This is a genomic window from Micromonospora musae (assembly GCF_003626635.1).
Classification (GTDB): domain Bacteria; phylum Actinomycetota; class Actinomycetes; order Mycobacteriales; family Micromonosporaceae; genus Micromonospora; species Micromonospora musae.
The window spans coordinates 1-17,367 of the sequence record NZ_RAZT01000015.1 but is presented as its reverse complement, the minus strand read 5'-3'; the positions used below and the strand labels follow the sequence as shown (position 1 = coordinate 17,367).

The 17,367-nt window shown below is 73.1% G+C and carries 18 protein-coding genes and 1 tRNA gene; 16 read left to right on the top strand and 3 right to left on the bottom strand.

Annotation, left to right across the window (positions count from 1 at the left end):
• Positions 1–8 precede the first annotated feature (8 nt).
• The 12 genes from D7044_RS25920 to D7044_RS25865 all read left to right on the top strand — a co-directional run bounded on the left by D7044_RS25920 (position 9) and on the right by D7044_RS25865 (position 10,754).
• On the top strand, positions 9–950 hold the full coding sequence (locus D7044_RS25920) for a Ppx/GppA phosphatase family protein (protein WP_120690456.1): 942 nt from the start codon (positions 9–11) through the stop codon (positions 948–950).
• A gap of 109 nt (positions 951–1,059) precedes the next feature.
• Positions 1,060–1,392: a PadR family transcriptional regulator gene (locus D7044_RS25915; protein WP_076471171.1), complete on the top strand. Its 333-nt coding sequence runs from the start codon at positions 1,060–1,062 to the stop codon at positions 1,390–1,392.
• Positions 1,389–2,456, top strand: a complete 1,068-nt coding sequence (locus tag D7044_RS25910) for a DUF1700 domain-containing protein (protein ID WP_120673319.1) — start codon at positions 1,389–1,391, stop codon at positions 2,454–2,456. Before D7044_RS25915 ends, D7044_RS25910 begins: the two co-directional genes overlap by 4 nt.
• A gap of 181 nt (positions 2,457–2,637) precedes the next feature.
• On the top strand, positions 2,638–3,156 hold the full coding sequence (locus D7044_RS25905) for an LppU/SCO3897 family protein (RefSeq protein WP_120673318.1): 519 nt from the start codon (positions 2,638–2,640) through the stop codon (positions 3,154–3,156).
• Positions 3,157–3,361: 205 nt separating this feature from the next.
• Positions 3,362–4,045 carry a dienelactone hydrolase family protein gene (locus D7044_RS25900; RefSeq protein WP_120673317.1) on the top strand — a complete coding sequence of 228 codons (684 nt, stop codon included), beginning with the start codon at positions 3,362–3,364 and terminating at the stop codon, positions 4,043–4,045.
• A gap of 19 nt (positions 4,046–4,064) precedes the next feature.
• Positions 4,065–4,778 (top strand): uracil-DNA glycosylase, encoded by a 714-nt coding sequence (locus tag D7044_RS25895; protein WP_120673316.1) that lies wholly within the window; start codon positions 4,065–4,067, stop codon positions 4,776–4,778.
• A 20-nt stretch (positions 4,779–4,798) separates the two neighbouring features.
• The gene (locus D7044_RS25890; protein ID WP_120690506.1) at positions 4,799–5,587 is read left to right on the top strand and encodes a DUF4129 domain-containing protein; all 789 of its coding nucleotides are present in this window, start codon (positions 4,799–4,801) and stop codon (positions 5,585–5,587) included.
• A 156-nt stretch (positions 5,588–5,743) separates the two neighbouring features.
• Positions 5,744–6,331, top strand: coding sequence for a hypothetical protein (locus D7044_RS25885; protein WP_120690455.1), 588 nt, complete (start codon positions 5,744–5,746; stop codon positions 6,329–6,331).
• Positions 6,331–7,338, top strand: coding sequence for an AAA family ATPase (locus D7044_RS25880; RefSeq protein WP_120673314.1), 1,008 nt, complete (start codon positions 6,331–6,333; stop codon positions 7,336–7,338). Before D7044_RS25885 ends, D7044_RS25880 begins: the two co-directional genes overlap by 1 nt.
• Positions 7,338–8,717 (top strand): DUF58 domain-containing protein, encoded by a 1,380-nt coding sequence (locus tag D7044_RS25875; protein ID WP_120673313.1) that lies wholly within the window; start codon positions 7,338–7,340, stop codon positions 8,715–8,717. Before D7044_RS25880 ends, D7044_RS25875 begins: the two co-directional genes overlap by 1 nt.
• 40 nt (positions 8,718–8,757) lie before the next feature.
• Positions 8,758–9,318 carry a hypothetical protein gene (locus D7044_RS25870; protein ID WP_407663304.1) on the top strand — a complete coding sequence of 187 codons (561 nt, stop codon included), beginning with the start codon at positions 8,758–8,760 and terminating at the stop codon, positions 9,316–9,318.
• Positions 9,319–9,422: 104 nt separating this feature from the next.
• Positions 9,423–10,754 carry an NAD(P)/FAD-dependent oxidoreductase gene (locus D7044_RS25865; RefSeq protein WP_120673311.1) on the top strand — a complete coding sequence of 444 codons (1,332 nt, stop codon included), beginning with the start codon at positions 9,423–9,425 and terminating at the stop codon, positions 10,752–10,754.
• A gap of 94 nt (positions 10,755–10,848) precedes the next feature.
• On the opposite strand, the gene D7044_RS25860 is transcribed toward D7044_RS25865, so the two are convergent.
• On the bottom strand, positions 10,849–12,714 hold the full coding sequence (locus D7044_RS25860; RefSeq protein WP_120690454.1) for a hypothetical protein: 1,866 nt from the start codon (positions 12,712–12,714) through the stop codon (positions 10,849–10,851).
• A gap of 91 nt (positions 12,715–12,805) precedes the next feature.
• On the opposite strand from D7044_RS25860, the gene D7044_RS25855 reads away from it, so the two are divergent.
• The 4 genes from D7044_RS25855 to D7044_RS25840 all read left to right on the top strand — a co-directional run bounded on the left by D7044_RS25855 (position 12,806) and on the right by D7044_RS25840 (position 15,094).
• Positions 12,806–12,886 (top strand) — tRNA-Leu (locus D7044_RS25855).
• Positions 12,887–13,000: 114 nt separating this feature from the next.
• Positions 13,001–13,816, top strand: coding sequence for a Bax inhibitor-1/YccA family protein (locus D7044_RS25850; RefSeq protein ID WP_120673309.1), 816 nt, complete (start codon positions 13,001–13,003; stop codon positions 13,814–13,816).
• A gap of 153 nt (positions 13,817–13,969) precedes the next feature.
• Positions 13,970–14,722, top strand: a complete 753-nt coding sequence (locus D7044_RS25845) for a Bax inhibitor-1/YccA family protein (protein WP_120673308.1) — start codon at positions 13,970–13,972, stop codon at positions 14,720–14,722.
• A 51-nt stretch (positions 14,723–14,773) separates the two neighbouring features.
• Complete coding sequence (locus D7044_RS25840; protein ID WP_120690453.1) at positions 14,774–15,094, top strand: hypothetical protein; 321 nt, start codon at positions 14,774–14,776, stop codon at positions 15,092–15,094.
• 22 nt (positions 15,095–15,116) lie between these two features.
• Here D7044_RS25840 and D7044_RS25835 read toward each other — a convergent pair whose 3' ends face one another.
• Together D7044_RS25835 and D7044_RS25830 are read right to left on the bottom strand one after the other, a co-directional pair.
• Positions 15,117–16,379, bottom strand: coding sequence for an acetyl-CoA C-acetyltransferase (locus D7044_RS25835; protein WP_120690452.1), 1,263 nt, complete (start codon positions 16,377–16,379; stop codon positions 15,117–15,119).
• Positions 16,380–16,447: 68 nt separating this feature from the next.
• On the bottom strand, positions 16,448–17,251 hold the full coding sequence (locus D7044_RS25830) for an SGNH/GDSL hydrolase family protein (RefSeq protein ID WP_120690451.1): 804 nt from the start codon (positions 17,249–17,251) through the stop codon (positions 16,448–16,450).
• Positions 17,252–17,367 lie beyond the last annotated feature (116 nt).

Below are 17,367 nucleotides of genomic sequence, written 5' to 3'. Positions count from 1 at the left end.
CGACGCGCGTGGCCGCCATCGACTGCGGTACCAACTCGATCCGGCTCCTGGTGGCGGACCTGCCCGATCCGGCGGCCGGGGCGGAGAGCCCGCTCATCGACCTCAGCCGGCGGATGGAGATCGTCCGGCTCGGGCAGGACGTGGACCGCACCGGGCGCCTGGCGCCCGAGGCGATCGAGCGGACCCGGGTCGCGCTCGTCGACTACGCGGCCGAGATCGAGAAGCTCGGCGCCGAACGGGTGCGGATGTGCGCCACCTCGGCGAGTCGGGACGCCGAGAACGCCGACGAGTTCCGGGCCATGGTCGAGCGGACCCTCGGGGTCGCCCCCGAGGTGGTTAGCGGGGACGAGGAGGCGCGGCTCTCCTTCACCGGCGCGGTGCGTGGGCTGCCGGCCGACGCGAAGGCGCCGTTCCTGGTGGTGGACATCGGTGGTGGCTCCACGGAGTTCGTGGTCGGCGACCGTGTGAACGGTGTGCGGGCGGCGGTCTCCATGGACATCGGCTGCGTCCGGATGACCGAGCGGCACCTGCACGGCGACCCGCCGAGCGTGGCCGAGATCGCCGCCGCGCAGGCCGACATCGCGGTCGCCGTCGACCGGGCGCTGGCGGTGGTGCCCGGTCGCGAGGCGGCCACCCTGGTCGGGCTCGCCGGGTCGGTCACCACCGTGGTGGCGATCGCTCAGGGCCTGCGGGCGTACGACCCGGCGCGCATCCACCACGCCCGGGTGTCGTACGAGGCGGTCGCCGAGGTGACCGCCGATCTGCTCGGGAAGACGCGGGAGCAGCGGTTGGCGATTCCGGTGATGCACCCGGGCCGGGCCGACGTCATCGGTGCCGGAGCGCTGGTGCTCAAGGTGATCATGGAGCGGGCCGCGATGCCCTCCGTGGTCGCGTCCGAGCACGACATCCTCGACGGCATCGCCTGGAGCCTCGCGCCGAGCGTCGGCTGACCCCGCCGGCCCCGGTCCGGGGCGATCATCATCCGCGCCGCCGTGACGGCGTGCCGAGCCGGCCTGCGTTCGTTGACGCTATTACGCAAAACACAGTAGTGTGCGATACGTGGATACGACCCAGCTCCTCAAGGGCGTGCTGGATCTCGCCGTGCTCGCCGTGCTCCGCGACGAGGACGGCTACGGCTACGACATCCTCCGCCGGCTCCGGGAAGCCGGTCTGGAGGAGGTGGGCGACGCCTCCGTCTACGGCACCCTGCGCCGGCTCTTCGCCGCGGGACTGCTGACCACCTACGTCGTGCCGAGCGAATCCGGCCCGCACCGCAAGTACTACTCACTCAACGCCGCCGGGCGGGACCAGTTGGCCCGCTCCGGCAAGCTGTGGCGCTCGTTCGCCACCACGATGGACGCACTGCTCGACGAACGGGGGGCGGCGGCATGACCGTCACTGAGCAGGAGATCACGGAGTACGTCGCCCGGGTCCGGGCCGCGCTGGCGGACCTGCCGCCCGCGCTGCGCGAGGAGTTGACCGAGGATCTGCCCGAACACCTGACCGAGGTGGCCGCCGAGGGCGAGGGCGCGCTGGTCGACCGGCTCGGCACCCCCGAGGCGTACGCCGCGGAGCTGCGGGACGCCGCCGGGGCCCCCGACCTCAAGCGGCGGAAGCTGGACCAGCGGGTGGCCGGCCTGGTGAGCGGTGCCCTGGGTCGGCTGCGTGCGCTCGACCGGCGGCTCGGCCCGCCGCTGGGGTACCCGAGCGGGAGCGACTTCCTACGGCTGCTCCGCCCCGGCTGGTGGGTCCTGCGCGCCTACCTGGCCGCCATGCTGGTGACCGTCGTGACCACCGGTGGCTCGCTCGGTCTCCTTCCCCGCTTCGGCGGCGAACTCCTCGCCGGCGTGGTGATGCTCATCGGGTTCCTGTTCGGCTCGATCTGGCTGGGCCGCCGCTCGGAGCGGCTGCGTCGCTGGCCCCGGTTGGCCCTGCACGCCAGCAGCATCGTGCTGGTCGTCTTCGGCCTGGCCGGTCTGGCCGACGGCGAGCGGCGGGCGGGTTACGGCGGCTACGACCCGATCGCCGTCGTCAACCCGTACGACCAGGTCCGGGACGTCTTCGTCTACGACAGCGAGGGGCGGTTGGTGCAGAACGCCCGGCTCTTCGACCAGAACGGGAACCCGATCCGGCTCGGCTATCCGGACTGCCTCGACGAGTTCGATCCGCAGGGCGGAACCCAGCCGGGCAACCCGTTGCTGCGTCCGTACCCGTACTGCCCGGACCAGGCGCCCTTCGCGCCGCGGGCACCGGTCGGCGCCTCGCCGGCACCGGCCCTTCCACCACTGTCGAGCCCCTCCGCGACCGCGGCTGCCTCGCCGACGACCACCCCGGAGGCGACGACCACCTCCGGGCCGTCGACCACCCCGGAGGCGTCGATCACTCCGGAGCCGACCGCAACCGCCGATCCGGGTGGGCCGGCGAGCGTGACGCCAACGCCGAGCGTCACGGGTTGAACGCCTGCGGAACCCCTGGCCGCCCTCCGGTGGCGACCGGGGGTTCCGCCCGTACGGCTGAAGCTGTGAGGTTGCTGTAAATGCTGAGAAATAGCTGAACGGATGAGGTTCGTGGGGCGGCGGACGGCGTTCATGATCGCTAGCGTGTCGTCTGCTCATTCACCCCCCGGAAGGAACCCCCGTGTCAGAGCAGGTCGCACCGCCCCCCTCGGCCACTCCTGAGCAGCCGCACCCGGCGCCGCAGGCCCCGTCGGCCGAGCAGGTCCCGCCAGCCGGGCAGGTGCCGCCTCCGGCCGAGCCGGAGACGAAGAAGTCCGGGGGCAAGAAGGCCCTCGGCATCATCGGCGCGATCGTCGTGTTCGTGGTCATCGCGGGGCTCAAGTTCGGTCTCGCCAGCGTGATCAGGAACGTCTTCGACAAGGACGCCACCGCCGAGGCCAAGGTCGGCGACTGCATCGCCGAGCTGCCCAAGGTTCTCGGCACCGAGGAGGAGGAGGTCGACGACGCCAAGATCGTCGACTGCACCTCGACCGAGGCCGTGTACAACGTGGTCGGTCGCGTGGACGGGCAGACCGAGGCGCAGGCGCAGGCCGGCACCGCGTGCGAGCCGTTCTTCAAGGAGGGCCAGGACGGCTACCTCTTCTACAGCATCGAGCCCGGCAAGACCGGCTACCTGCTCTGCCTGACCGACAAGGCCTGATCGCAGCAGGCCTGCCAGGACATCCGGCAGACACTTCCGACGGCGGCGCGAACACTCGCGCCGCCGTCGGCGTATGCCGAACGCACAGCGAGGGAACAGGAGGTGAATACCACTGTTCCGGCATCTTCCCGGCGCGGTCGCGGCGTGGCAGGCTACCGGCACTGGGCGACCAGCCAACGATGACTGACCGCTAGGAGGAGCGCCGATGGGCGAAATGGTGAGCTATCGCAGCCAGGGCGCGGCCGAGGGATATCTCGCGATACCCTCCGGCGGTGCGGCCAGCCCCGCGGTCATCGTCATCCAGGACTGGTGGGGACTGGTGCCCCACGTACGGGCCGTCGTGGACCGGTTCGCCGAGGCCGGATTCGTCGCCCTCGCTCCGGACTTCCGCCACGGTGAGCCGGCCAGCAGACCGAGCGAGCCGAGGCAGATGCTGAACAGCGTGCAGATGGACGAGGCGGCGGCCGACATCGCGGCCGCGGCCGACTACCTCGCCGGTCGTGGCGAGGTGGCCGGCAAGGTCGGCTGCGCCGGTTTCTGCGCCGGAGCCAGCCTGGCCCTCTGGTCGGCAACCCGATCGGAGCGGATCGTCGCCGCTGCGGCCTTCTACCCGCGGCTGCCGTGGGACGGGATGAGCGACGAGTGGAACGACTACGCGGGCAAGGCGGCGGTCATCCACTGCTCCGAAGCGGACGGCACCTCCTCCGACGACGGCGTCCAGACCGCACGCCGGGCCATCGAGAACGCCGGCGGTACCTGCCAGACGTACGACTACCCGGGCACCGCCCACGCCTTCTTCAACGAGGACCGGCCGGAGAACTACGACCAGCGCGCCGCCGCGACCGCCTGGGCCCGCACCCTCGAACTCTTCCGGGCCAAGCTTGGTTGAGTTCCGTACGCCGGAGGAGGTGGTCGAGCGCGCCGCGCGCGCGACCGACCTCGCCGACCTCGACTCGGCGGTGAGCGACTGCTTCGCCTGCCCGCGTCTGGTCGACTGGCGGGAGGAGGTGGCGCGGACCCGCCGCGCGGCGTTCCGCGACCAGCGGTACTGGGGTCGCCCGGTGCCGGGTTTCGGCGATCCGGACGCCCGGATAGCCATCCTCGGGCTCGCGCCCGCCGCACACGGCGGCAACCGCACCGGCCGGATCTTCACCGGTGACCGCTCCGGCGACGTCCTCTTCGCAGCGCTGCACCGGGCGGGTCTGGCGAACCAACCGACCAGCGTCGCCCTCGACGACGGGCTCACCCTGCGCGACACCCGGATCTTCGCCGGGGTGCGCTGCGCGCCACCGGAGAACAAACCCACCCCGCAGGAGCGGGACAACTGCGCCCCCTGGCTGCGCCGGGAGGTGACCCTCATCCGGCCCACGCTGCGCGTCGTGGTCGCGCTGGGCGCGTTCGCCTGGGCCGCATGGTGGCCGACGCTCCGCCAGGTGTACGGCCTGCGTCCGCCCAGCCCGCGACCCGCCTTCGCGCATGGGGCACACTGGTCCGGCACGGCCGTACCGGATCTGCTCGGCTCCTACCACGTCAGCCAGCAGAACACCTTCACGGGACGGCTGACACCAGGAATGCTGGACGACGTGTTCGCCCGGGCGAAGCAGCTGGCCGGAGTGGACTGAACCTGCGTGGGACGGTGGCGATGACGAACGGTGCGCGTCAGCCCACGACGTACGCTCCGGGCGAGGACGCCGCCCCGCGCAGCGGTACCGGCCTGATGCGTCGCTGGTGGCCGGTGGTCGCGGTGGTGCTGCTGTTGGGCGTCGCCGCGGTGGCGGCCGGTCACTCGTCGATCGGTGCGAGCCGGATCCCGCCGGCCGCCAAGGAGCTCCCGTTCCTGCCCGAGTACCCGTCGGCGCAGCCGTCGATTCCCGTCGAGCCTCGCGACACCGGCCAGGCCAACGCGCGGGAGATCCCGCAGTGGATCGTCACCGTCGCGATAGTGCTCGGCGGGCTGGCCGTCGCCGCCGCCCTCGGCTACCTGTTCTGGATCCTGCTGCGCGGGGCGCTGCGGCGACGGACCCGCGCGCTGCCCCGCCAGCGACGCCGGCACACCGCCCAGGGCACGGCCCGGGACGTGGTGGCCGCGGTCGACGCCGGTCTCGTCGAGCTCGACGACCAGGCCATCGACCCGCGGGTCGCGGTGATCGCCTGCTGGGTACGGCTGGAGGAGGCGGCCGGCGCGGCCGGCGTGCCCCGGCTGGCCGGCGACACCTCGACCGACCTGGTGCTGCGCCTGCTTCGCGGCGACCCGTCGGCCGGGGTGCCGGCGATCGCCAGCACCGACGTGCTGGCCGAGTTCGCGCACGTCTACCGCGAGGCGCGGTACGCGACCCGTCCGGTCGACGAGCGGACCCGCGACCAGGCCCGGGCCGCGCTGCGGCGACTGCGCGGCGAACTCACCGCTGAGCGCAGCGAGGCGGCGTCATGAGCGAGCGTCAGCGAGTGAATCATCGTTGCTGTGCTGTGGTGCCTCATGGCGACGCTGAGCGCAGCGAGGCGGCGTCATGAGCGAGCGTCAGCGAGTGAATCATCGTTGCTGTGCTGTGGTGCCTCATGGCGACGCTGAGCGCAGCGAGGCGGCGTCATGAGCGGTAGTGCCAGCATCGACGACCTGCTCACCTTCGAGGAGGAGCGGCCCCGGCGGGAGGAGCAGGGCGGGCGCGGCCGGCTCGGTGGGCTGCTGCGCCTGCTCCTCGGGGTCGCCGCGGTCGTCGTCGTGGTGATCGTCGGTCTGCGCGCGGTCGGTCTGCAGGTCTCGCTGCTGATCCTGATCACCGGGGTGCTCGCCCTCTTCGTCGTACGCCGGATCGTCGCCGCGCTCGCCCCCGGACCGCTCCCACCCCCACCCCGGCGCCCGGTCACCCGGGCGGACGACGGCACCTGGAACTGGACCGCCCAGGACGCGCTGCGTCGAGCCATCGACGGCTGGGCGACGCCACTCGAGTGGTCGAACACCCGGCCCGAGCGGTTCACCGGGGTGATCCTGCCCCGCCTCGTCGAGCTGGCCGACGAGCGGCTACGGCTGAGGCACGGCGTCACCCGCGAGTCGGACCCGGCCCGCGCCCGCACCCTGCTGGGCGAACGGCTCTGGACGTTTCTGGAGACTTCCCCCCGCCGCACACCGTCGCCGCGCGACCTCGCGGCGATCGTCGCCGAACTGGAGAACATCTGATGAACGACGTGGACCGGAGCATGCCCGCCGTCGAGGTGGGGCACCTGGCCCGGGCGGTGCTGGACGCGGTCGGCACGGTCGTGGTCGGCAAACGGGACGCGTTGGAGCTGGTCCTCGCGGGGATCCTGGCCGGCGGGCACGTCCTGCTGGAGGACCTGCCCGGGCTCGGCAAGACGCTCACCGCGCGTTCGTTCGCGCAGGCGCTCGGGCTGGACTTCCGCCGGCTCCAGTTCACCCCCGACCTGCTCCCCGCCGACGTCACCGGTTCGTTCCTCTACGACCAGCGCAGCGGCGACTTCTCCTTCCGGGCCGGGCCCGTCTTCACCAACCTGCTCCTCGCCGACGAGATCAACCGGACGCCGCCGAAGACGCAGTCGGCCCTGCTCGAGGCGATGCAGGAGAAGCAGGTCTCCGTCGAGGGCGTCACCTACCGGCTGGACGAGCCGTTCCACGTCCTGGCCACCGCCAACCCGGTCGAGTACGAGGGCACCTACCCGCTGCCCGAGGCGCAGCTCGACCGGTTCCTGCTCCGTGTCTCGTTCGGTTACCCCGACCACGAGGAGGAGTGGGAGGTGCTGCGCCGGCGGATGGCCCGCCGCCGGGAGGAGGCCGAGATCAAGCCGGTGGTGGACGCGGCGACGCTGCGCGCCATGCAGTCGGCGCTCGAGAACGTCGTGGTCGAGGACTCGATCGGGCGGTACATCGTGGCGCTCACCGCGGCCACCCGCGAGCACCCGTCGGTGCTGGTCGGCGCGTCGCCACGCGGTTCGCTGGCACTGCTGCTGCTCTCCCGGGTCCGGGCCGTCTTCGGCGGTCGGGACTACGTGGTGCCGGAGGACGTCAAGGAGGTGGCCGCCCCGGCGCTGGCGCACCGGATCACGCTCCGGCCGGAGATGTGGCTGCGCCGGGTCGATCCGTCCTTCGTGGTCGGTGAAGTGCTGGAGGGCACCCCGGCACCGGCCAGTGGCGCCCTGCCCAGCTACGCGGCGGGCGGGCACAGTCGCTGATGGCCGAGGCGAGCGTGCCGGACCAGCAGCCGGCGGCGACTGGCTGGGCGCCCACCCGGGCGCTCGGCCGCGCCGTGCTGCTCACCGGCCTGCTGCTGGTGGCGGGGGTGGTGCTCGGCCGGATTGACCTGATCGTGCTGGCCGCGCCCTTCGCGCTCGGCACCGCGTACGCGCTGCGCCGCCGGCCCGCCGCCCTGCCGCAGGTGTGGGTCGAGACCGACGATGGGCACCTGGTCGAGGGGAGTGATCTGGCCGCCGCGGTCGCCGTCGGTAATCCGGACACCGTCGACTACGAGGTGGTGGTGGTCCGGAGCCGCCTCTCGCCCTGGTTGCGGATCGACCGGGCCGGGTTCGCCAGCGGCGTCCGGGCCGAGGGGCGGGCGGCGACGGAGCGGCCGTTCGTGACGTCGGTGCCCACTGCGGCGGCGGTCGACCTGGAGCTGACCGGCACGGCGCTGCGCTGGGGGCGGCATCCGATCGGCCCGGCCGGCGCGCGGGTCGCCGCGGCCGGCGGCCTGCTGGTCTCCCGGGCGGTGGTCACCGAACCGGTCAAGGTGAAGGTCTACCCGAAGACCGAGCCGTTCGAGGCGGTGGAGGCGATGCCCCGGGCCGCCGGCCTGGTCGGCGCGCACCGGTCCCGACGGCCGGGCGAGGGCGGTGAGCTGGCCGGCGTACGGGTCTTCGCGCCCGGGGACCGGCTGCGCCGGATCGACTGGCGGGTCTCCCTGCGGGCGCGGCAGCTGCACGTGGCGGCCACCCTCTCCGACCGGGACGCCGAGGTGGTGGTGCTGCTCGACGTGCTCGCCGAGGCGGGCCGCTCGGGCGGCGTCGACGGCGCGGCGTCCGTGCTGGACACCACGGTGCGGGCGGCGGCCGCCATCGCCGAGCACTACCTGCACCGCGGTGACCGGGTGTCCCTGCTGGAGTACGGTCCGGCCGCCCGCCGGCTGCGCCCCGCGACCGGTCGCCGGCAGTACCTGACCGTGCTGGAGTGGCTGCTCGATGTGCACGTCGACGGCGGCGGCCCGCACGAGCCGTACGACCAGGTCTTCGGCCCGCAGCTGCTCTCCTCGGACGCGCTGGTGGTGGTGCTCACCCCGCTGCTGGACGAGCGCTCCGCGCAGATGCTGGCCCGGCTGACCCGTTCGGGCCGGTTCGTGGTCGCGGTGGACACGCTGCCCGGCGACCTCGCCCCGCCGAAGGACCGGGGCTGGGCCGAGGTGGCGTACCGGCTGTGGTGGCTGGACCGGGACACGATGATCGCCCAGCTCCGCGAGCACGGTGTGCCGGTGGTGCGGTGGGCCGGCGCGGGCAGCCTGGATCAGGTGCTGCGCGACGTGGCCCGGCTGGCCACCGCGCCTCGGGTGGGCGGCCGGTGAGCGCGGGAGGCCGGCCGGTGGACGGAGGTGGGCCGCGATGATCGACGCCCTGACCACGCGGGTGCGCACCTTGGCGTCGGCCGCCACCCGGATCAGCCTGCCGCCGCTGCTCGTCCGCGCCGGCGTCTTCCTCACCGTGCTGGCCGGCTTCGTGCTCGCCTACCCGGTGCAGGTGCTCTCCGGCCGGACGCTCGGCCTGCTGGCGCTCGCGGCGCTGCTGCCCGCTGTCGGCCCGCGCCGGGTCTGGCCGACCTTCGCGGCGCTCGTCGCGGTGGGCGGATGGCTGCTCGCCGCGGACGGGTACGACCGGCCGGTCGAGTTGTGGCGGCTGCTCGCCCTGGCCGCCCTGCTCTACCTGGCGCATACGCTCTGCGCGCTCGCCGCGTTGCTGCCCTACGACGCCGTGGTGGATCCGGACGTGATCACGCGCTGGCTGCTGCGGGCGGGTGCGGTGGTGCTGGCGGCTTCGGTGCTCGGTGTGCTGGTCATGGTGGCCGGTGGGCTGGGCGGGAATTCGGGGCATCAGCTGGTCACGGTGGGTGGACTGCTGGTCGCCGTGGGTGTGGCCGCGTTGCTCGGCTGGCTGCTGAGGCGGAGGTGAAACCAGGGGTCTGAGAACGTTGCGCAGGTCACAGCGGTTGTGCTCCGTCACAGAAGAGGGGCGCGATCGGGATTAGCCGAGCGGCCCGGGGAAAGATAGCTGGCGTGAATCCGAAGCGGATCCTTGTGGTGGGTGCTGGTCACGTCGGCCTCTACGCGGCCCTGCGCCTGTCGAAGAAGCTCAGCTCCCTCGAGGCTGAGGTCATCGTGGTCGACCCCCAGCCCCACATGACCTACCAGCCCTTCCTGCCGGAGGCCTCGGCCGGCAACATCTCCCCCCGGCACTCCGTGGTGCCGCTGCGCCGGGAGTTGCGCCGCTGCACGGTCGTGTCTGGTGCGGTCACCCGGATCGAACACGCCCGTAAGGTCGCGACGGTTCAGCCGATCGCCGGGCCGACCCGGGAGATCGCGTACGACCACGTGATCGTGGCCCCCGGCTCGGTCTCCCGTACCCTGCCGATCCCGGGCCTGCACGAGCACGGCATCGGGTTCAAGACCATCGGTGAGGCGATCTACCTCCGCAACCACGTGCTGGCGCGGCTCGACCTGGCGGCCGCCACCTCCGACCCGGACGTCCGTCGGCGCGAGCTGACCTTCGTCTTCGTCGGCGGCGGCTACGCCGGCATCGAGGCGCTGGCCGAGATGGAGGACATGGCCCGCGACGCGCTGCGCTACTACCCGGAGCTCAAGCCGGAGGACATGCGCTGGGTGCTCGTCGAGGCGACCCAGCGGGTGCTGCCCGAGGTGGATCGGGACATGGGCGCCTACACCGTGCAGCAGCTGCTCAAGCGGAACATGGACATCCGGCTGGACACCCGGCTCGAGTCCTGCGTCGACGGGATCGTGAAGCTCTCCGACGGTGACAGCTTCCCGGCCGGCACGATCGTCTGGACCGCCGGTGTGAAGCCGTCGCCGCTGCTCGCGAAGACCGATCTGCCGCGGGGCGAGCGGGGCCACCTCACCTGCGTGCCGACGCTCCAGCTGGTCGACGGCGACAAGGTGGTCGAAGGCGCCTGGAGCGCGGGCGACTGCGCCGCGGTGCCGGACCTGACCAAGCCGGCGGGCGCCTACTGCTCGCCGAGCGCGCAGCACGCGGTGCGGCAGGCCGCCCGGATGGCCGACAACATCGCGAACGTGATCCGCGGGCGCGAGCCGGTCGAGTACAAGCACAAGCACGCCGGCAGCGTGGCCAGCCTCGGTCTGCACAAGGGTGTCGGCCAGGTGTACGGCATCAAGGTGAAGGGCTGGCCGGCCTGGTTCATGCACCGGACGTACCACATGAGCCGGATCCCCTCGTTCAACCGCAAGGTCCGGGTCGTGGTCGACTGGACGCTCGCCTTCTTCCTCAAGCGGGAGGCCGTCGCCCTCGGTCAGCTGCACGAGCCGCGCGAGGAGTTCCTCGAGGCGTCGGCGCCGGTCGGTTCCCGCCAGGGCTGACCCGGCTCTCGTGTGCGACCCCTTCGGCCGGCTGGCCGGGGGGGTCGCGTCGTCTCCGTGCCGCTGACCGTGCCGGGCGGGCGGGCCGGGCCGGTCACACCCGCCAGGTCCAGGCGTCCGCGATCCGGGTGGCCGGCCCGTAGAGCTGTTCCAGGACGATCCGCAGGCTATTCGCGTGCGGGGTGCCGTCGGTGAGCGCCACGCAGGAGGCGTTCCAGAAGTCCACGTCCCGGGCGGCCTGCTGCCGCTGCTCGGGCCCGATCACCGGGCGGTCGCCCCGCTTGGCGACCTCGGCGAGCAGGCGCGACGTGGGCCGCGGGTAGGTGCCGAACGCGGCGGTGCCGCGACGGCCGTACGGGCCGATGAAGAAGCCCTCGGGCAGCCCGAACGCCGGGTCGGCGGCGGCCCAGCGCATCGGCCAGGGATCCTTCGGGCTGGGCAGCGGCACCGGAACCAGCACGCCTCCCGGCTCGACGCACGCCCGCCAGTGCCCGCCGGTGACGAACTCCGGCAGCGGTGGGCGTTCGACGGTCGGCAGCGGGGTGGGCAGCAGCGGGAGCAGGGCCGCGCCGACCGCCGCCGGAACCAGCCGCCGGGCCCGCCCGGTGCCGCGCAACGCCCGGTCGACCGCCAGCACCAGTAGCGTCCCGACCAGCGGCAGCACGGCGAGCGCGAACCGCATCGGCAGCGCCCCGTCCACCACCGGCAGCCCGGCCAGCAGGGCGTACGGTCCGGGCACCCCGGTACGCGTACCGCCGAGCACCAGCGCCGGCCCGAGGGAGAGCGCCGCCATCACCACCGCGGCGACCACGCAGGCGGTGGCCACCATCCGCCGGCGGCGGCCCAGCCAGACGGTGCAGCCCACGGTGACCAGCAGGAGGGGCCAGCCGAGGAAGGTGTTGTACTCGGCCGGTCCGGTGGTCAGCGCGGCCGCGCTCTCGGTTCCGCCCAGCGAGAGCGGGGAGATCGCCCACCAGCTGTGCAGGTCGGCCGAGAAGTGCAGCGGGTTGAAGACCCCGTCGGCGACGCCCTGCGGGCCGGCGAACTGGAACCACAGCGGGTACGCGAGCACCAGCGAGGCGAGGCCGGTGGCGAGCGCCATGCCGCCGGCGAAGCCGGGCAGGGCCCGGCGGGCCAACTCCCGGTCCACCACGACGCAGGTCACGGCCATGATCAGCAGAGTGACCGCAGCGAGGAAGAGCACCTCCTCGCCGATGAAGACCTGGGCGCTGACCGTGACGGCGAGACCCACCGCGGAGCTCACCATCCGGCGGCGGTCCGCGCCGAACCTGACGACGCCGCCCGGTGCAGCGGAGGCGGCCAGCCGGCGCGGGTCGGCGGCGCGCAGCAGCCGGACCACCAGCCACACGATCACGGGTACCAGCCACTGCGCCGTCATGTGCAGGTGACTGTTGGTCTGCGACACCATTCCCGGGCCGAAGCCGCACAGGCCGGCGCCGAGCCCGGCGGCGAGCCGGCGGGCGCGCAGGACCCGGGTGAAGAGCAGGTACCAGGCGATCGCGGTGCCGGCCACGTTCGCCGCCGCCAGCAGTGCGAACGTGACGGGCGCCCCGAGCAGCAGGGTGACCGGGGCGAGCACGATGCCGAGCGCGATGACCGAGGTGTTGGTCATCAGGTTCACCCCGGCCGGCGCGTTCAGCCCGTCGCTGAGCAGACCGAAGTCGCCGAGCAGGGCCCGCGCGTCGATGGCCAGGAACCACTCGTAGAGCGCCTGGTCCGCGGGGTTCAGTGCCAGCGTTCGGGTACCGGGGTTCGGCCACAGCCCCTGGGTGAGCCAGCCGGCGAGCAGGACGAAGAGGAGCGAGACCGCGAGGTCGCTGCGGTGCCGGCCGAGGGCGGCCCGGATCCGGGCGGCACGGGGGCGGCTCGCGGCCCGCTCGGCGGGGCCGGGGGCACGCTCGGGGACGACGTCGGTTGCCGTGGTGGCTGCGCTGCTCACAATCCGGCAACGGCGACGGGGTGCGCCGAGTCGCGGGCGACCGGTTAACGTGGCATTGCACCGCCGCGTGTCGACGCGCCGGTGCCGCCCGGCCCGGGTGGTGGAACGGCAGACACGGCCGCCTTAAAAGCGGCTGCCGCAAGGCGTGCGGGTTCGACCCCCGCCCCGGGCACCGACACATTGCGATCCCCCTCATCCGATCGATGATCTCCACGGATGGGCGTGGCGGTTTACTCTTGGGTGTGCGCGTCTACGTGCATGACGACCCCCTGAGGGAGGCCAGACAGTGAAGACCTCGAACCCGGTGCTCGCCCGGCTCGGCCAGGCGGCCGAGCGTGAGCGCTCCGCCGGGTACGCCCCGACCGGGCCGTACGGCGCGCCCGGCGTTCCGCAGCAGTACCCGAGCCAGGCCGGTTACCCGGCGGCGCCGCCCACCGTGGCGCCCATGTCCATCGACGACGTGGTGGTCAAGACCGTCACCCTCCTCGGCATCCTCGGTGTCTCCGCCGCGGCCGCCTGGGTGCTCGTGCCCGACGCGCTGGTCGGCGTGGCCTGGATCGGCGCGGCCGTCGTCGGCCTGGTCCTCGGTCTGATCATCTCGTTCTCCCGGATGGCGAACCCGGCTCTGGTCGTCACCTACGCCGTCGTCGAGGGTGTCTTCGTCGGCATGGTGAGCAAGGCCTTCGAGCGGGCGTACGACGGCATCGTGCTCCAGGCCGTGGTCGCGAGCTTCGGCGTCTTCTTCGTGATGGCGATGCTCTACAAGGCGCGGGTCATCCGGGCCACCCCGGCGTTCGTCAAGGGCATGGTCGCCGTGATGGCCGGCCTCTTCGCCGTGATGCTGATCAACCTGGTGCTGGCGCTCTTCGGCGTCAACACCCACCTGCGCGACGGCAGCAAGCTCGCCATCGGGTTCAGCCTGATCTGCATCGTGGTCGCCGCGCTGAGCTTCGTGCTCAGCTTCAAGGAGGTCGAGGACGGCGTCCGGATGGGCCTGCCGCAGCGCTACTCCTGGGTCGCCGCCTTCGGCATCCTGGTCAGCCTGGTCTGGCTCTACCTGGAGCTGCTGCGCCTGCTCAGCTACTTCCAGGGCGACGACTGACAGTCCTCGTCCACGTCCGACCGGCGCCCGTACCCGCACCGCGGGGCGGGCGCCGTCGCGTTGGGTCACGTCCCGCTGGGGCGTTTACCCGCCGCCGTCCGACCCGCCGGTGCAGAGTGACTGCGAGGGGTACGGCGGCGAGGGGGTGACGCGGTGCGCAGCAGCAACCCGGTATTGAACCGGGTCGACGAGACCACGCGGCTACCGGGCCAGGGGGTCGGCGTCGCGGACGCGATGACCGTCGACGACGTGGTGGTCCGTACCGTCGGGCTGCTCCTGCTCACCGGCGTCACCGCGCTGATCTCCTGGATCTTCGTGCCGCCGGCGGTCTGGGCGCCCTTCGCGCTCGCCGGCACCGCCCTGGCGGCGATCGTGCTGGCCCTGGTCATCTCCCTGCGCGCGATCACCAACCCGATACCCATGATCGCGTACGCGGTGATCGAGGGGCTCCTGCTCGGTGTGGCGAGCCGGGCGTTCGAGCTGGTCTATCCGGGCATCGTGGCGATGGCGGTGGCCGGGACGTTCGGTGTCTTCCTCGGCATGGCGCTGCTCTACCGGGCGAGGCTGATCCGGGCCACGCCCCGGTTGGCGCGGCTGGTCATCGGCACCCTGCTCGGCGTCGTCGCGATCGGCCTGGTGAACCTGGTGGTCTACCTGGTCACCGGCCGGCAGGGCCTGGTCGTCTACAGCCTCACCGGCGAGGTCGGCGGGTGGGCGTACGGCTTCGCCATCATCGCGATCATCGCGGGCGCCTTCAGCTTCATCCTCGACTTCGACCTCATCGAACGCTCGGTCCGCGCCGGCCGGCCCCGCCGGTACGCCTGGCTCTGCGCGTTCGGGCTCCTCACCGGCCTGGTCTTCCTCTACTGGCAGCTGCTACGGCTGCTCAGCTACCTGCGCCGCTGAACCCGGCGACGCGCGCCGCCACGGCGCCGGCCGGTCCGTAGACTCGGCGCGGTGAGCGCAGCGGAGTTGGAACGGGCGGTACAGCTGCTGGTCCGTCAGGTCGGGTACTGGGAGCAGCCCCGGTGGGCGGCGACCGGGGAGACCGGGAACGTCTCCCGAGCGGACGTGGTGCACCGGTTGGTGCAGGAGGTCGCCAACCTCGGGGCCGACGCCGAGGGCGAGCCGCGCCGCACGGTGCCCAGGCTGACGAACGACCTGGCCCTGACCGACCAGCTCCGGGTGGTGGCCACCGACCTCATCGCGGCCGGCGCGGCACCCGAGGTGCTCGCCCGGGCCGCCGCCGAGGTGACGGCGACCCGCAGCGCGCTCTGACCTTCCTCGGCGGCGGGCCGGCTCAGCCGAGCCGCTCGATCACCATGGCCATGCCCTGACCGCCACCGACGCACATCGTCTCCAGGCCGACGGTCTTGTCGTGCCACTCGAGGGCGTTGAGCAGGGTGCCGGTGATCCGCGCGCCCGTCATCCCGAACGGGTGCCCGACGGCGATCGCGCCGCCCATCACGTTCAGCTTCTCCAGCGGGATGTCCAGCTGCCGGTACGAGGGGATCACCTGGGCGGCGAACGCCTCGTTGATCTCGACCAGGTCGACGTCGTCGATGGTCATCCCGGCCCGCTCGAGCGCCTGCCGGGACGCCTCCACCGGGCCGAGGCCCATGATCTCCGGAGAGAGCGCGGTGACCCCGGTGGAGACGATCCGGGCCAGCGGGGTGATGCCCAGGTCCCGAGCGCGCTGGGCGCTCATCACCACGACGGCCGCGGCGCCGTCGTTGAGCGGACAGCAGTTGCCGGCGGTGATCCGCCCGTCCGGCCGGAACACCGGCTTGAGCCCGGCCACCCCCTCCAGGGTGACCCCGGCGCGCGGGCCGTCGTCGGTGCTGACCACCGTGCCGTCCGGAGTGGTCACCGGGGTGATCTCCCGGGCCCAGAACCCGTCCGCGATGGCCTTCTCGGCGAGGTTCTGGCTGCGTACGCCGAACTCGTCCATGTCGGCGCGGGTCACGTCGTACACCTGCGCCAGGTTCTCGGCGGTCTGCCCCATGGCCAGGTAGATGTCGGGCAGTTCGCCGGACTCGCGCGGGTCGGTCCAGACCTCGGCGTCGCCCTGGGCCCGGGTCTTCGACCGGGCACGGGCGGCGGCGAAGCGGGGGTTCTCCCATCCGCCGCCGACCAGCGCCTGCGCCTCCGCCGGCAGGCCGTCGGAGCTGCCCCGGGCGTACCGGGAGACGGTCTCCACGCCCGCGGAGACGAAGACGTCGCCCTCACCGGCCCGGATCGCGTGCATCGCCATCCGGGTGGTCTGCAACGAGGAGGCGCAGTAGCGGGTGAGGGTCGCACCGGGCAGACCGTCCAGGCCCATCAGGGTGGCGACCACCCGGGCCATGTTGAAGCCCTGCTCGCCGCCGGGGAGACCGCAACCGAGGTAGAGGTCGTCGATCTCGCCCGGGTCGAGTTCGGGGAGCTTGTCGAGGGCGGCCTGGACGATGGTCGCGGTCAGGTCGTCCGGGCGTACCTCACGCAGGGATCCCTTGTGGGCCCGGCCGATGGGGGAGCGGGCGGTGGCGACGATGACGGCGTCGCGGGACGACTCAGTCGGCATGGCGCAACGTTAACCCGCCGGTAACTTCGGGTGGAAGCCGGCGACGCAACGAGAAATGTCACTACCGGTCAGTGCGGTGAGGCGACCGCCGCCGCCGCGGCGACCGCCGGCAGCAGCGCGTGCGCCCAGACCCGGTAACCGTCCGCCGAGGGGTGGTAACCGTCGTGGCAGAGCGTCCCGGCGTCGGCCCGGAAGACCGGCCCGGTCTCGGTGGCCAGATCGACCACCGTGCCACCGGCGTCCAGCACGGCGGCCGTCTGGGCGCGGGCGATCCGCCGTCCCGACCAGCCGACCACCTGCCGCAGCGGCGGTGCGATGGCCCGGGCCGCGCCGAGATCCGGGCAGGTGCCGACCACGACCTCCACACCCGCCTCGCGCAGCCGATGCACGGCAGCGGCCAGGTAAGCCGCCGCCTCGGCGGGTCGGCGCAGCCCGGTGGCGTCGTTCGCCCCGATGAGGATCAGCGCCACGTCGGGCCGCCTGCCCAGCAGGGCCCGGGCAACCTGGGTGGCGAGGTCGGTCGAGCGGGAGCCGCTGACCCCGACGCTGGAGAGGTGCACCAGCCGGCCGGTCGGCCCCTCGGCGAGCAGGTTCGCCAGTTGGCCGCCGATCGTGTCGTCGAGCCGGTCGACGCCGACGCCCAGGGCGGACGAGTCGCCGAGCAGGACCAGCCGCAGCGGCGGCGCGCCGGTCCGGCCGACCGTCGCGCGCAGGGCCAGCCCGAGTTCGGGCTCGGCGTAACGCCGGTGCCGGGCGATGAACGCCTCGCCGGCCAGCACGGCGGCGCCCCCCACCGTGCCCGCGACCAGGGTGAGCAGCGCCGCGCGGCCGAGCCGCCCGGCGAGCCTGGTGGCCAAGTCCCGCTCGCTCATGCCGCCGCCTCGCTGCGCTCGCCGCCGTCCTGAGGCACCACCGCGCTGTGCTGATGATTCGCTCGCTTGCGCTCGCTCATGCCGCCGCCTCGCTGCGCTCGCCGCCGTCCTGAGGC